The organism is Mesosutterella multiformis, assembly GCF_003402575.1.
GTDB lineage: Bacteria > Pseudomonadota > Gammaproteobacteria > Burkholderiales > Burkholderiaceae_F > Mesosutterella > Mesosutterella multiformis.
The window spans coordinates 1,252,054-1,265,765 of record NZ_BGZJ01000001.1; the positions used below are offsets into that span (position 1 = coordinate 1,252,054).

The 13,712-nt window shown below is 59.6% G+C and carries 14 protein-coding genes; 10 read left to right on the top strand and 4 right to left on the bottom strand.

The window, feature by feature from the left end; translation table 11 throughout:
* Positions 1 to 23: 23 nt before the first annotated feature.
* From ccmA to aroD, 10 genes are all read left to right on the top strand, one after another.
* Positions 24 to 734: a cytochrome c biogenesis heme-transporting ATPase CcmA gene (gene ccmA / locus M4NBBH2_RS05845; RefSeq protein WP_116270083.1), complete on the top strand. Its 711-nt coding sequence runs from the start codon at positions 24 to 26 to the stop codon at positions 732 to 734.
* Positions 727 to 1,395: a heme exporter protein CcmB gene (gene ccmB, locus M4NBBH2_RS05850; RefSeq protein WP_116270084.1), complete on the top strand. Its 669-nt coding sequence runs from the start codon at positions 727 to 729 to the stop codon at positions 1,393 to 1,395. The genes ccmA and ccmB overlap by 8 nt, the downstream gene beginning before the upstream one ends.
* 100 nt (positions 1,396 to 1,495) lie before the next feature.
* Complete coding sequence (gene ccmC / locus M4NBBH2_RS05855; protein WP_116270085.1) at positions 1,496 to 2,227, top strand: heme ABC transporter permease CcmC; 732 nt, start codon at positions 1,496 to 1,498, stop codon at positions 2,225 to 2,227.
* A 2-nt stretch (positions 2,228 to 2,229) separates the two neighbouring features.
* Positions 2,230 to 2,427 (top strand): heme exporter protein CcmD, encoded by a 198-nt coding sequence (ccmD, locus tag M4NBBH2_RS05860; protein ID WP_022443390.1) that lies wholly within the window; start codon positions 2,230 to 2,232, stop codon positions 2,425 to 2,427.
* A 4-nt stretch (positions 2,428 to 2,431) separates the two neighbouring features.
* Positions 2,432 to 2,896, top strand: a complete 465-nt coding sequence (gene ccmE, locus M4NBBH2_RS05865; RefSeq protein WP_116270086.1) for a cytochrome c maturation protein CcmE — start codon at positions 2,432 to 2,434, stop codon at positions 2,894 to 2,896.
* 63 nt (positions 2,897 to 2,959) lie between these two features.
* Positions 2,960 to 4,924 (top strand): heme lyase CcmF/NrfE family subunit, encoded by a 1,965-nt coding sequence (locus M4NBBH2_RS05870; protein WP_116270087.1) that lies wholly within the window; start codon positions 2,960 to 2,962, stop codon positions 4,922 to 4,924.
* A 2-nt stretch (positions 4,925 to 4,926) separates the two neighbouring features.
* On the top strand, positions 4,927 to 5,466 hold the full coding sequence (locus M4NBBH2_RS05875) for a DsbE family thiol:disulfide interchange protein (protein WP_116270088.1): 540 nt from the start codon (positions 4,927 to 4,929) through the stop codon (positions 5,464 to 5,466).
* 41 nt (positions 5,467 to 5,507) lie between these two features.
* Positions 5,508 to 6,083, top strand: coding sequence for a cytochrome c-type biogenesis protein (locus tag M4NBBH2_RS05880; protein ID WP_238691379.1), 576 nt, complete (start codon positions 5,508 to 5,510; stop codon positions 6,081 to 6,083).
* Complete coding sequence (ccmI, locus tag M4NBBH2_RS05885) at positions 6,080 to 7,369, top strand: c-type cytochrome biogenesis protein CcmI (RefSeq protein WP_116270090.1); 1,290 nt, start codon at positions 6,080 to 6,082, stop codon at positions 7,367 to 7,369. Before M4NBBH2_RS05880 ends, ccmI begins: the two co-directional genes overlap by 4 nt.
* 162 nt (positions 7,370 to 7,531) lie before the next feature.
* A complete protein-coding gene (gene aroD / locus M4NBBH2_RS05890; protein ID WP_116270091.1) occupies positions 7,532 to 8,332 on the top strand; it encodes a type I 3-dehydroquinate dehydratase in 801 nt (266 codons plus the stop codon).
* 93 nt (positions 8,333 to 8,425) lie between these two features.
* Here the strand turns inward: aroD and M4NBBH2_RS05895 are convergent, their stop codons facing one another.
* From M4NBBH2_RS05895 to M4NBBH2_RS05910, 4 genes are read right to left on the bottom strand one after another with little or no spacing between them, the layout of a single operon-like run.
* Positions 8,426 to 9,136: an ankyrin repeat domain-containing protein gene (locus M4NBBH2_RS05895; protein ID WP_160117767.1), complete on the bottom strand. Its 711-nt coding sequence runs from the start codon at positions 9,134 to 9,136 to the stop codon at positions 8,426 to 8,428.
* A gap of 56 nt (positions 9,137 to 9,192) precedes the next feature.
* Positions 9,193 to 9,984: a TatD family hydrolase gene (locus M4NBBH2_RS05900; RefSeq protein ID WP_116270604.1), complete on the bottom strand. Its 792-nt coding sequence runs from the start codon at positions 9,982 to 9,984 to the stop codon at positions 9,193 to 9,195.
* A 14-nt stretch (positions 9,985 to 9,998) separates the two neighbouring features.
* Positions 9,999 to 11,840 (bottom strand): AMP-dependent synthetase/ligase, encoded by a 1,842-nt coding sequence (locus M4NBBH2_RS05905; protein WP_116270093.1) that lies wholly within the window; start codon positions 11,838 to 11,840, stop codon positions 9,999 to 10,001.
* A gap of 15 nt (positions 11,841 to 11,855) precedes the next feature.
* Positions 11,856 to 13,712, bottom strand: a complete 1,857-nt coding sequence (locus M4NBBH2_RS05910; RefSeq protein ID WP_116270094.1) for an AMP-dependent synthetase/ligase — start codon at positions 13,710 to 13,712, stop codon at positions 11,856 to 11,858.

Consider the following 13,712-nt stretch of genomic DNA (forward strand, 5'->3'; position numbering starts at 1 on the left):
TAAATCATTTCTGCCTTCCAGCCATGAATCAGGATTCTGACCATCAGAAGGCCCCGGCAGCTTCGCTGAGGGCCGAGGGAATCACCTGCGTGAGAGGCGAACGGTGCCTCTATGAAGGACTCTGCTTTGAGGCAGAGCCCGGTGCCGTACTGCGTCTTGCCGGTCCGAACGGTGCAGGAAAAACCACACTGATGCGGATTGTGGCCGGGCTTCTTACACCGACAGAGGGAAAGATTTTCTGGGGCGGACGGGATACGAAGGAGTTAGGAGGTGACTTCCGGGCGGATCTCCTCTATATAGGGCACCTGAACGGAGTCAAGGAAGAGCTCACGTGTCTCGAGAATCTCCGCACCAACGCGACGCTTTTCGGCCGTGAGGCTTCCCGTGAGGCGTGCCTTGATGCCTTGAAGCAGGTTGGTCTCCGGGGATTTGAGGAAGAACCCGTTCGGTTCCTTTCCCAGGGCCAGCACCGGCGCGCGTCACTCTCCCGCCTTTATCTCTCGGAAGACATTCCGCTCTGGATTCTTGATGAACCGTTCACGGCACTTGATGTGAAGGGCGTTGCCTCGCTCTGCCGCCTGATTGAGCGGCATGCGGCTTCAGGCGGCATCACCCTGATGACAACGCATCAGGAATCGGGACTCAGCACTCCGGGGTACCGCGAGCTTGATGTCTCTGACTTTTCTCCGGCCCGCCGCAGGGCCCGCACGAATCCGGAGGTGACCCATGCTTAAGCTTTTCCGCGTGATGGTCCGCCGGGATCTGCTGCTTGCCTACCGGCAGAAGTCTGACGTCCTGCAGACAGTGTTCTTCTTTCTGGTGGTGATTACGCTCGTACCGCTGGGTGTCGGTGCTGAGACGGAACTCCTTCGCAGCATGGCCCCGGGGATTGTCTGGGTGGCTGCGCTGCTTGCGGCGCTCCTCTCGCTGCCGCGTCTCTTCGCGCACGACTTTGCTGACGGCACGCTTGAGCAGATGGTCCTCTCTCCTGACCCGCTCCCCGTGATTGTTCTTGCGAAGGCTTTCGCGCACTGGCTCACGACCGGCGTGCCGATCACCGTTTTCGCGTCGCTTGCCGCCGTGATGTTTGACCTGAAAGCGGAAGTGGCCGCGGTCCTGGTTTTCTCGCTTCTCATCGGCACTCCGGTGCTTTCGCTTCTGGGAAGCGTCGGCGCGGCGCTCACGCTTGGGCTCCGGTCGGGCGGCGTGCTTACGTCACTTCTTGTTCTTCCGCTTTATATCCCGGTGCTCATCTTCGGCGCTGGCGCAGCGGGAGCTGTAGCGGTTGCGGTTTCCCCCGCAGCCTATCTACTGATTACCGGAGCGCTTTCGCTTTTTGCTCTCGCGATTGCTCCCTGGGCCAGCGCGGCGGCTTTGAGAATCGCGCTCGAATAACAGCCCGGGATGACGCGGCGGCTTTTCGCCTTCTTGTCCTGGGAAAAATAAAAAAAGCATCTGTCTATATATAGAGAGACTTCAGTCTGGAACAGCAGCTATGAGTTTTCCAAATTTTTCGGATCCACAGCGGTTTTATGAAACCTCGCGGCCGATCGTGATCGGCTGCTACATCGTGGCCTTTGTCCTTGCCGTGATCGGCATCTACATGGGCTTCTTTGTAACGCCGATTGATTACCGGCAGGGCAATTCCTACCGCATCATCTTCATTCACATTCCGTGCGCCTGGATGAGCCTCTTCACGTATCTCATGATGGCCTTCTATACGATCTGGGCGCTTATCACGAAGTCGAAGATGGCTCCGGTGTTCGCGGTCGCTATGGCGCCGACAGGCGCGATCATGGGCTTTATCGCGCTCTTCACGGGATCCATGTGGGGCCGCCCCACCTGGGGCACCTATTGGGTGTGGGACGCGCGCCTCACCAGCATGCTGATTCTCTTCTTCCTTTATCTCGGCTACATCGCGCTTCATACGGCGTTTGATGACTGGAGAAAGGCAGACCGGGCAGCCGCCGTGATCGCGATTGTCGGCGCGCTCAACGTTCCGATCATTTATTTTTCCGTCCGCTGGTGGAACACCCTGCATCAGGGCGCGTCCATTACGACGCACGGCACCTCGATGGAAACCACGATGTTCTACACCGTGCTCACCATGGTGGCCGCGATGTGGATCTACTGCACAGGGGCGATCGTGCGTCGCGCGAGGACGGTGGTCCTTGAACGCTATCGCCGCGAACCCTGGGCTCGCGCAGCTGCTGCCAAGGAGGCTTGATTATGCATTGGGAAAGCGCATCGGCATTCTTCGCCATGGGCGGGCACGGCTTCTGGGTCTGGATGGCCTGGGGTATGGCACTCGCTGCTGTGATTTTTGAAAACATTTTCCAGTCAGTCCGCCGCAAGGCGGCGCTTGACGCCATCCGGCGCATTGAACGCGCCGAAAAGCAATCCGAGCAGGTATCGGACGAGGAGTAGAAACATGGCCAGAAACGTATCCAGAAAAAAGGTTCTGATTCTTGGAGGCATCGCTTTTGCGGTCATTGTGGGCGCGGGCGCGCTCATCTACTCGGCTATGTCCGAGAACGTGGTGTTCTTCTATTCACCCACTCAGGTAGCTGCGGGCGAAGCGCCGCATGACCATACGTTCCGTGTGGGCGGCATGGTGAAGAAGGGCACAGTGGCAACGTCGGGTGACGGCGTCACAACGAGCTTCACGGTGACAGATGACAACAAGGACGTGCAGTGCATCTATAAGGGCGCGCTTCCTGACCTGTTCGCCGAGAACACCGGTGTTGTGGCACAGGGCAAGCTGAACGCTTCGGGCACGTTTGTTGCAACCGAAGTGCTCGCGAAGCATGACGAAAAGTACATGCCGCCTGAAGCCGCCAAGGCGATGGAAGACGCGAAGAAGGCTAAAGCCACCAAGCAGGGTGCGTCGATCTGACGGCGCGGGACCGGCAAAGATTCAATTCAGCAATACAGGCAATAAGGAAACGGAGAAAGTCTCGTGATACCAGAACTCGGACACTTCGCTCTCATGCTGTCGCTCGTCATCTGCCTCGTGCAGGGCGTGCTGCCGCTTGCGGGCACATTTTTGAAAATCAGGAGCTGGGTCGACCTTGCGCGCCCCGCTGCCGTAGCGAACGCGCTCTTCCTCACCATCGCGTTCGGAATCCTCGCGTGGTGCTTCCTCACGAGTGATTTTACGGTGCTGAATGTGGCGAATAACTCCAATTCGCTGCTCCCGTGGTACTACAAGCTCGCCGCGACGTGGGGATCGCATGAAGGCTCCATCCTCTTCTGGGTGGTGTGCCTCAGCTGGTGGACCTGCGCGGTCGCCTTCTCGGCCCGCTCGATTCCTGAGATTACCCAGGCCCGAGTGATTTCAGTCCTCGGTCTCGTCTCAGTCGGCTTCCTCCTCTTCATCCTGATGACGTCGGATCCGTTTGCCCGCCTCTTCCCGCCGGCTCCGGAAGGCGCCGACCTGAACCCGCTTCTGCAGGATCCGGGCATGGTGTTCCATCCGCCGCTTCTCTACCTAGGCTATGTGGGCTTCTCGGTGCCGTTTGCGTTCGCGATCGCGGCGCTCCTCGGCGGCCGTCTCGATATCGCGTGGTCCCGCTGGATGCGTCCGTGGACCACGGCGGCCTGGGTTCTTCTCACGCTCGGCATTGCGCTTGGCTCTTTCTGGTCGTACTACGAACTCGGCTGGGGCGGCTGGTGGGCCTGGGACCCGGTGGAAAATTCCTCGTTCCTTCCGTGGCTGACCGGTACGGCGCTCTTCCACTCGCTCGCGGTGACTGAGAAGCGTGGCTGCTTCAAGATCTGGACCGTGTTCCTCGCGATCCTCACCTTCTCGCTTTCGCTGCTCGGCACGTTCCTCGTCCGCTCGGGTGTTCTCACTTCGGTGCACGCCTTCGCGGCTGATCCGTCCCGCGGTCTCTTCATCCTGATCTTCCTCTGCATCGTGATCGGTCTCTCGTTCGCGCTCTTTGCCTGGAAGGCACCTGAAGTGGCTTCCGGCGGAAACTTCGCGATCGTTTCCCGCGAATCGATGCTGCTCGTGAACAACATCTTCCTCGTGGTGGCGATGAGCGCGGTGCTGCTCGGTACCCTTTACCCGCTGATCCTTGATGCTCTCGGTCTCGGCAAGATCTCGGTCGGCGCGCCGTATTTCGACGCGGTTTTCGCGCCGCTCATGCTCCCCGTGATCTTCCTCATGGCGATTGGACCGCTTGTGCGATGGAAGGAAGCGGAGCTTGGAAGCCTCGTGCGCCAGATGGTTCCGTCCTTCATCGTGTCTCTCATCGCCGCTGTCGCAATTCCCTTCGCGATGGGTGAATTCAAGATCTGGCCGGCCGTTGGTTTCTTCCTCGCCTTCTGGGTGTTCTGCTCGATCATCCACGAGATCCGCGTGGGTTCACGCAACGCGAAGACGGTTTCCTCAGGCTTCCTCCGTCACGGCCGCAGCTGGTGGGGCATGCAGCTCGCCCACCTCGGCATCGGCGTCACGGTGTTCGGCATCGCGATGGTGATGGGCTACGAGGCTGAGCGTGACGTCCGCATGGTGCCGGGCGACGTGGTGACGGTCCGCTCGACCACCTTCAAGTTCAATGGCGTTACGGAATCGCGCGGACCGAACTATCTCTCGAAAAAGGGTGACGTCACGCTGATTGAAGGCGGACGCGAAATCGGCCATCTCTACCCCGAGAAGCGTGACTACTTCTCGAGCCGCGGCATGCCGATGACGGAAGCTTCGATCCTGCACCGCGTGACGGGCGATGTTTATGTCTCTCTCGGCAATCCGACGGCTGACGGCGGCTGGGTTGTCCGCGCGTATTCGAAGCCCTTTGTGCTCTTTATCTGGGGCGGCACGCTGCTCATGGCGGTCGGCGGTCTCCTCGCGATTACGGACCGCCGCTACCGGAAGAAGGCCTCGAAGCCTGAGGTCGGTGCTGCGGGAGCGAACTGATTATGAAAAAGCTGAAGTATCTTCTGCCGCTTGCGCTCTTTATCGTGCTGGCGGGGTTCCTCGTGAAGGGGCTTTATCTGGATCCGCATGAGGTGCCTTCGCCCCTCATCGGGAAACCTGCGCCGGCGTTCCAGCTGCAGGATCTGAATCATCTTGACCGCACGGTGTCGAGTGATGAGCTGAAGGGGAAGGTCTGGCTCCTGAATGTCTGGGCTTCCTGGTGCGAAAGCTGCCGGGAAGAGCATCCGTACATCATGCAGCTTGTCCGCAGCGGTGAACTGAAGAATACGGTGGTGGGCCTCCAGTACAAGGATAAGGTGGCTCCCGGACTCGCGTTCCTGACGCAGTACGGCAACCCCTACACCCTGGTGCTTCGGGATCCGGAAGGTCAGACTGGCATCAATTTCGGTGTCTACGGTGTCCCTGAGACCTTCATCATTGATAAGAAGGGCATCATCCGTCACAAGGTGATCGGGCCGATGATGCAGAAGGAATGGACGAACGACGTGAAGCCGCTCCTCGCGAAACTGGAGGCTGAGTAATGAATCGATTTTTGACCGTACTGTTTGCTTGTGGAACGGCCGTGATCTCAGCGTCAGCCCTGGCAGCGCCTGAGGCGTCTGCAGGGGCGGTTCAGCCTTCCGCGGCCGCTGCCGCGGTGGCTTCCGCTCCCGCCTCGGCCCCGGCCGCATCGGCAGCCGCTCCCCGTATGGAAGCCCATGAGGCGGCCTCCGACGAATTCGATCCGGTAAAAAACAAGCGTCTTCTCGCCATCGCAGAAAAGCTCCGCTGCCTCGTCTGCCAGAACCAGACCATTGCGGAATCAAACGCGGATCTCGCGATTGATCTGCGCCGCCAGGTGCGGGAGCAGATTGCCGAAGGCCGGACTGATGATGAAATCATCAGCTACATGACGGACCGCTACGGCGACTTCGTTCTTTATAAACCGCCTTTCAAGGCATCGACTGTCATTCTCTGGGTCGGCCCGATCGCACTTCTCGTGATCGTGCTTGCCTGGTACTTCGTGACTGTGCGCCGCCGCAGAAAGCAGCCTGAGGGAGAGGGAAGACCGCTCACGCAGGCAGAGCGCGAGGAGGCGGAGCGTCTGCTCGGCATCCATCCGGATGATGAAGATTCCCCGAAGGAGAGCCGCAAATGATGATGGCATTTTTTGTTCTGATCGCCGTGATTTTCTGCGCGGTCGCGGTTGCAATCCTCGGGTTCGGCCTGCGTTCCAAGCGGGTTTCGGGCCGGGCTGAAAGCGAACTCGTGCAGACCAACGTCGAAGCCCTGAAGGCGAGCTACGCGGACCTGAAGGCCGGGCACGACGCGGGAAAGATTTCAGACGATGAGTTTGAGGAAACCCGCGCGGAGCTCGAGCGCCGCGTGCTTGATGAAAGCCGCGCCACGGAGTCACTCGACAAATCCGATAAGCGTGAGCGTCTTACGACACTTGCCTTTATCGCGGTCTTTATTCCGATCGCGGCTGCGGTGATCTACTGGCGCTTCGGCACTTGGGACGCCATGAATCCGGCGATCGCCGGCATGCAGGCCCAGAATGAGTCGGGCGGTCACTCGATGGCCCAGCTGGATGAACAGCTCGAGAAGCTTGAGAAGAGCCTGCAGGAAAATCCGAAGAACGTGAATGGCTGGATGCTGCTCGCCCGTACAAACGACGCTCTGAAGCGCTTTGATAAGGCGGCAGCCGCCTATGAGAAGCTTTCCGTGCTGGTTGACGGCGAAACGAAGGCTGAGGTTCTTGCTGACTGGGCTGACTGCCTTGCGGCGAAGAACGGCTCGCTTGACGGAAAGCCTGAGGAGCTGGTTGATCAGGCCCTGAAGATTTCCCCGAAACTCTGGAAGGCGCTCGCGCTGAAAGGCACTGCCTACTACAACCGGAACCAGTTCAAGGAGGCCGCGGCCACCTGGGAAAAGGTTCTGGCGGATCAGAAGCCGGGGTCTGAGGACTATCAGAGTGTTCTCAATATGGTGAATGACGCCCGGACGAAGGCCGGCATGAAGCCTCTGACGGGTCCGAGCTCTGTTACCCGTGTGGAACCGAGCCCGGTGTCAGAAGCTGCCGGAAGCCAGCGCGTGGTGTCGGTCTCCGGCACCGTGAGCCTTGCGGCTGACCTGAAGGCCGGTCTCTCCGGGAACGAAACAGTCTTCATCTTCGCGCGCCCCGTCGAAGGCAGCCGCATGCCGGTTGCTGTGACGCAGGTGAAGGTGTCGGATCTTCCCGCGAAGTTCACGCTCGACTCCAACATGCGGCTTCCGGGCGGCATGGGCGGTATGGAATCCCTGAAGCAGGTGGTGGTCGGCGCCCGCGTGTCGAAAACCGGAAACCTGATGCCGCAGCCGGGTGACCTGGAGGGCGACACGCCCGCGGTCGCGGTCGGCAGTTCCAACCTCGTCGTGAAGATCACAAAGAAACTCGCGCAGTAATTTCAGAAGTTTCTTCTGATTCTTTATACCGATTCCCGGCGCAGTGATGTGCCGGGAATTTTTTTGAGTGAGAAGACCGGGTTCAGGCTGTCTTTCTCCGCCGTTCCGCTAAACTTTACTCATTCGGCTTTCCGACAGTTTTTGAAAAAAGGCGGCGCAGTCATGTCAGCAGCAGATACTGAAAAGAAGATTTCCCGGACCTATGTCATCCCCGGAAAGGGGAAGCGGATCGGGGAGGGCGCGCCCGGCATTCTCGTTTCGGCGACAGGACGCACGCCTGAGGCGATCCTTGAAGCGGTGAAGCGGCTGGCAGCTGATCCTGCGGTTGATGGAATTGAGCTGAGACTGGATCACCTCGATTCCGGCCGGAACAGCGATCAGATTCTTGAAATCACGGGGCTCGTGAATCAGGCTTACGCCGCGGCTCCCGATAAAATTCTCATTGCCACAGTGAGAACCGGTAAGGAAGGCGGTGAAGCAAGCTATACGGCCGCGGAGTACCTGCGGCTTCTCGGGAGTCTGATCCGGTACTCCCGGATGGATCTGATTGATCTGGAGGTGTCGCGCGGAGAAGAGCTCCTCGCCCCCCTTGTTGAAGCCGCGCACGCGGCTGGAATCGGCGTGATCATGAGCAGCCATAATTTCTCTGAAACTCCGGATTCGGAGAAACTCCGCGAGACTCTGGAACTCGAGCGGAAGCTGGGAGGAGACATTCTGAAACTCGCCGTGATGCCCCGGAAGGCGTCCGACGTGGCAAGACTTCTGCTCGTGACAGCGGAAGCCCGTGAAGCGGGGCTTGGCCCGCTTGTCACGATGGCGATGGGGCCGCTGGGTTCCATCTCCCGGGTATCAGGCGGTATCTTCGGTTCAGCGCTTACCTTTGCGATGTCCGGCACGGCGTCTGCTCCGGGGCAGATGGCAGTGGAGGATGTGAAACGGTCCCTCGGACTCTTTTCCGTCTGACAGAAACCGGTGAACGATAAAAAAGCTGCAGTCTCCATTCAGAGCTGCAGCTTTTTTCATGGAATGCGGAGATTCAGAACTCCGCTTTCCTGATTACTTCGCGCACTTATTGGTGGCAAGAAGATCCGCGAGCTTCGTATCCGTCGTGGTCTTATTCGCGCGGACCATATCGGCCGGGCTCTGGCCGTGGTCGTTGCAGAGATCCTTGCGGGCACCGGCCTTCAGGAGGCGCTCGATACAGGGGCGGTTCGCGATGCGGGCCGCCATGAAGAGCGGCGTGACACCGGACTTCGTGCGGACATTCACGTTCGCGCCCTTCTTGATGAAGAGATCGACGAGTTCAGAAGAGCCTGCGGCCGCGGCGTAGTGAAGGGGAGACCAGCCGGAGGTGCGGTCAACAATAGCGCCCTTTGCAAGGAGCGCCTTCACGAGCGGCACGTTCTTCTTATAGGCCGCGACCATCAGAGCGGATTCACCCGAGGGATTCGCTTTGTCGACATCGAGTCCCTTCGCGTTCAGCAGCAGGTCGATCACGTCGGTGTTATCCGCGCGGATGGCGTAGACGAGCGCCGGGTCGCCGTTCGGCATTTTCACGTTCGGGCTGTAGCCCTGGGCGAGCATCTTCTTCACCACGTCGCCGCGGTTATTTTTCACGGCGCCGGTGAAGTTGGCGTAGAGCTCTTCAGGACCCATTTGGGCCGCTGAAGCGGCCGCCGGGAAGCTGAGCACCGCAGCCGGCGCGAGCGTCATCATGGCGGCGGCAAAAGCCGATGCGAGCGTAATCTTCAGAGAAGTCTGTTTCATGCTTTCAATCCTGTGTATTCCAAAAGCGCTTCCGCATGGGAAAGAGCCGGGATGGCTCATTCTCCGGAGACCGGCGGCGGGAGGCGGAAGAACCGGCGGGCGTTGGCCTCAGTCATGCGGGCTGCCTCTTCAGCAGCGATCTGATGCAATGCGGCTATTTTAGCGACGGTATACGCGACAAAGGAAGGTTCATTCCTGCGTCCGCGCTTCGGTACAGGCGCCAGATAGGGGCAGTCAGTCTCTGCAAGAATCCTATCCATGGGGATCGCGGCGCAGGCGTCCTGAATTGCAACAGAACGTTTAAATGTCATATTTCCGTTAATGCCGATCATTCCGCCGGCATCAAGCGCCTTTTTGGCGACCTCCGCGGTGGAGGAGAAGCAGTGGAGAACAAACCCGGTTTCTCCGGCATTTTCGGATTTCAGAATGTCGACTGCTTCTGACTCCGCGTCCCGGGCATGAATGATGAGAGGCTTCCCGAGGCGCTTCGCGGCCTCGATATGACGGAGGAACCGCTCAACCTGCCACGGGCAGGGGGGCTTATGCCAGTAATAATCAAGGCCGGTCTCTCCGACCGCTACAAAGTTCGGATCTGCATTCGCGCTGCAGATTTCCTCAACTGTCGGCTCGTGATCCACATCCTGATACTCAGGGTGCAGTGCCCAGGCGCCCCAAAGGTAGCCCGGGTGCTGACTGAGGAGTGCCCGGAGCGGCTTAAGCTCCGGGTCCTCGCAGCCGATGACGACAGCTCCTGTCAGCCCGGACTCTTTCATCCGGGCGATCACTTCCTCCCGGTCCTCATCAAACTCTTTTGAGTTGATGTGGCAGTGGGAGTCAAAAAGCCTCATCCCGGTCATGCCGATCAGGCCTTGCTGTTCGCGTAGAGTTCTTCGATCAGCGCGAGATAGTGCTTCGTGATCACGCGGCGGCGCAGCTTCATCGTGCTGGTCGTCATGCCGTTTTCAGGCGTCCAGTGTTCGCTCAGGATACGGACAGCGCGCGGCACGCCGTACTGCGGGAACTGACGCGTAAGCTTCCGGATCCGCTGCAGCACAGCGCGCTGTGCCTGACGGCTTTCGTAGGAGGCAGGATCCTTTGGGTCGAGCGAGAGTTCCGCGCAGAAATTTTCCCAGCGCGTCGGGTTAACGACGACGAGCACCGCGACGAACGGCCGGTCCTCACCGATGATCATCACCTGCTCAAAAAGCGGATCCGACTGGATGGCGAACTCAAGATCCACAGGCGGAATCTTTTCACCGGTGGACGTCACGATGATTTCCTTGATGCGGCCCTTGATGCGGATACGCCCGCCGTCAGAGAGATCCGCCTGGTCACCGGTCTTCAGGAAGCCATCCTCCGTGAAGGTTTCCTTAGTGGCATCCGGACGGTGCCAGTAGCCCTTCATGACCTGCGGCCCGCGCACGAGGAGTTCATCATTCGCGCCGAGCTTCACTTCAATACCGGGGAGCGGCTTTCCGACCGTGGTCGGATGGTTGCCGACCGTTTCGGACATCGAAATCATCGGGGCCGATTCCGTGAGGCCATAGCCCTGGCGGAGATTGATGCCCATCGCGCAGAAGAATTTCGCGATGGAGTAATTCAGGGCAGCGCCGCCAGAGATCAGATCACGGATACGGCCGCCGAAAAGGGCGCGGACCCGGGTGCCGATCTTCGCGTCGAGATCAGGCCACGCGGCGTCATCCAGTTCCTCGCGAGGGCTGTGCTCCACAGGAAGGCTGTTCTTGCGGCAGAATCGGCGCCAGCCCACTTCCTGAGCCCAGGCGAGCGTCTGAACGGCGGCTTCGCCTTCGGAAGCGATCTGATTCACGAAACTCGTATGAATCTTTTCCAGAACTCGCGGCACGGTGTTCATCGTGGTGGGCTGCGCGTGCTGCATGTCTTCCGTGAGTGACTGAATACCGCGCGAGATCACAAGCTGAGAGCCGACTGCAACAGCGAGGTAATAAGCGACCGTTCGCTCAAAGGCGTGGGAGAGCGGCAGGTAGCTGAGTGATACGTCCTGCTCGGTAAGCGGGAGGCACTGCCAGGTCTGGCTGCAGTTCGCGACAAGCGAGCTGTGAGTCAGCATGACGCCCTTCGGGCGGCCGGTAGTGCCGGACGTGTAGACGAGAGCCGCGAGATCTTCCGGAGCCGGACGATCCGCCGGATCGATTTCATAATCTTCGCCGGCCGCGAGCCAGTCCGTCACCGCTTCAACACGCGGTGTTCCGTGGAACTCTTTTTCAGTCGGGGTGTCAGAGCAGAGCACGACGGTTCCGAGTGCTGAGAGATCAAGCGTCGGATCAGCATCCCGGATCGAGTGCCAGCGGGCTTCAGACGCCGTGACGAGAGCCCGCGCGCCGCTGTCCGAGAGGACAAAAGCGCAGGCAGACGGCGTATCGATCGCGTGCATCGGCACAGGAGTCATGCCGCAGGCGAGCACAGACTGGTCAATCAGAAGGGATTCGATGCTGTTCGTGAGAAGCACCGCGACGCGATCGCCCTTCTTCAGACCGGATGCCTTGAGGGCCTTCTGCCAGCGGCGGACCGCGGACAGAAATTCCTTCCATGTGATGGAGGCCCAGGCTTCAGTCGCCCGGTCAAACCACTGATAGGCGATACGGTCAGGCCACGTGGCGGCCGTATGCTCAAGCATCTCAGGGAGCGTTCTGCAGCCCTTCGGAAATTCCGGATAGGTATTCATTTCAGTCATTCTGTATCACTCACCTCGTTTCGCGTAGAGTTCGTCAATTTCCTTCTCAAGGTTCGCGAGGATTATCCGCCGCTTCAGCTTAAGCGTCGGGGTCATTGTTCCATTTTCAATGGTCCAGGGAGAGCGTGTGAGGTAGACATCACGCGGCACTCCGTAATTGGGGAAGTTTCGGGTTGCGGCACGGATCCGCTTCGTTACGGCTTGACGGGCAGCGCGGCTTCTGAAGCTCTCCGCGTCAGTCGGATCCAGCGACAGGCTTTCGCAGAGTTTTTCCCACTCGAGCGGATTCACGACGACAAGCGCTGTGATGAACGGGCGGTTCTCTCCGACCACCATCACCTGGTTCACGAGCGGATCCATACCGATTGCCTGTTCAAGGTCATCCGGCGGGATTTTTTCACCGCTCGATGTCACGATGATTTCCTTGATCCGGCCTTTGATTCTGATCTGGCCGTCTGAATAAATCTCCGCGACGTCTCCGGTGTGAAGCCAGCCATCAGGATCAATCGCCTTAGCGGTTGCCTCAGGCAGCTTCCAGTAGCCCTTCATCACACAGGGACCGCGCACGAGCAGTTCGTCACCGTCCCCGAGTTTCGCCTGAACATTGGGCAGAGCCGGTCCGACCGTGTTCGGATTGATCGCCCCCATTTTGTTCACGGCGATAATCGGCGAATGTTCAGTCATGCCATACCCCTGAACAATCCGGATGCCGAGGCCAAGAAGGATCCGCGAGACCGCGGGATTCAGCGCGGCGCCGCCCGATACAAAGCAGTACACGTCGGGGTGCTCGCCGAACGCGCGGCGGACCACTGAGCCGACCTTCCGGTCGAGGAACCCTGACACAAACGGATCGAGAAGCGAAATCGCTCCGCCATCAACCGGCAGGTGATTCTCGCGGCAGAAATTCCGGTAGCCGACATCGACCGCCCAGTGGAAGATTCTCTGGGCTAAAGGCGGCTGCTTCTTCAAAGTCTGAAGAATCTTCGCGCAGATCTGCTCATAGATCCGAGGCACCCCCATCATCACATTCGGAGACGCGAGCTGCATATCCTGGGCGAGTGTCGCGATCGAGCGGCAGAAGACGATCGCGTTTCCCATTCCCATGCCGACGTAGTAGGTCGTCGTCCGCTCAAAGGTGTGCGAGAGCGGCAGGAAGGAGAACCAGCGATCATGAGGTCGGGGGCATAGGTGCTTCAGCACAGCGCGCACGTTGCAGAGCACGTTGAGGTGCGTAAGCATGACGCCCTTCGGGCGGCCGGTGGTGCCGGAGGTATAGACGAGGGCCGCGAGATCCCCTCCCTTCGGAGGCGGAGGAAGCGGTGTTCCGGCACCTTCTTTTAAGAAGGTTTCGAGGGGAATCACTCTGGGGTGAGCGTCGGAATCCTCAGCCGGAACCTCATCATCCGTGATCACAACGAGCTGCAGGTCGGGAAGGTCGACGCCGGACGTGCGGATGCCCTTCCACTTAAGGTACTTGTTCGTGACAAGCACCTTGGAGCCTGAGTCTGAGAGGATATAGGCCGAGGACCCCGGGGTGTCGATCGCGTGGAGCGGCACCGGGGTGAGAGCGTCGGAAAGGACCCCCTGATCGAAGCAGATCGCGTCAATCGAATTTGGCATCAGCATGGCGCATCGGTCGCCGCGGCTGAGGTTCAGTGCCGCGAAGGCCTCGCGCCAGCGCTGCACCCGGGCATCCATTTCCCTGAATGTCAGGCTGATCCAGCGCTTCTCGCGGGTGCTGTATTCGCGGAAGGCTTCATCGTCTCCCCGGTCCGGAAGGTTATGCGTGAGCAGCTCGGGGAGCGTCTGCAGTAGATCCAGGCTCTTCGCCCGGGCTGCTGAAGTATCAGTTTGCTGAGCCAA

Coding starts and splice junctions, on each gene's coding strand:
- ccmB (WP_116270084.1), top strand. CDS start 727: ATGCTTAAGCTTTTCCGCGTGATGGTCCGCCGGGATCTGCTGCTTGCC.
- ccmD (WP_022443390.1), top strand. CDS start 2,230: ATGCATTGGGAAAGCGCATCGGCATTCTTCGCCATGGGCGGGCACGGC.
- aroD (WP_116270091.1), top strand. CDS start 7,532: ATGTCAGCAGCAGATACTGAAAAGAAGATTTCCCGGACCTATGTCATC.
- M4NBBH2_RS05875 (WP_116270088.1), top strand. CDS start 4,927: ATGAAAAAGCTGAAGTATCTTCTGCCGCTTGCGCTCTTTATCGTGCTG.
- ccmI (WP_116270090.1), top strand. CDS start 6,080: ATGATGATGGCATTTTTTGTTCTGATCGCCGTGATTTTCTGCGCGGTC.
- M4NBBH2_RS05900 (WP_116270604.1), bottom strand. CDS start 9,984: ATGAGGCTTTTTGACTCCCACTGCCACATCAACTCAAAAGAGTTTGAT.
- M4NBBH2_RS05895 (WP_160117767.1), bottom strand. CDS start 9,136: ATGAAACAGACTTCTCTGAAGATTACGCTCGCATCGGCTTTTGCCGCC.
- ccmE (WP_116270086.1), top strand. CDS start 2,432: ATGGCCAGAAACGTATCCAGAAAAAAGGTTCTGATTCTTGGAGGCATC.
- M4NBBH2_RS05905 (WP_116270093.1), bottom strand. CDS start 11,840: ATGAATACCTATCCGGAATTTCCGAAGGGCTGCAGAACGCTCCCTGAG.
- ccmA (WP_116270083.1), top strand. CDS start 24: ATGAATCAGGATTCTGACCATCAGAAGGCCCCGGCAGCTTCGCTGAGG.
- ccmC (WP_116270085.1), top strand. CDS start 1,496: ATGAGTTTTCCAAATTTTTCGGATCCACAGCGGTTTTATGAAACCTCG.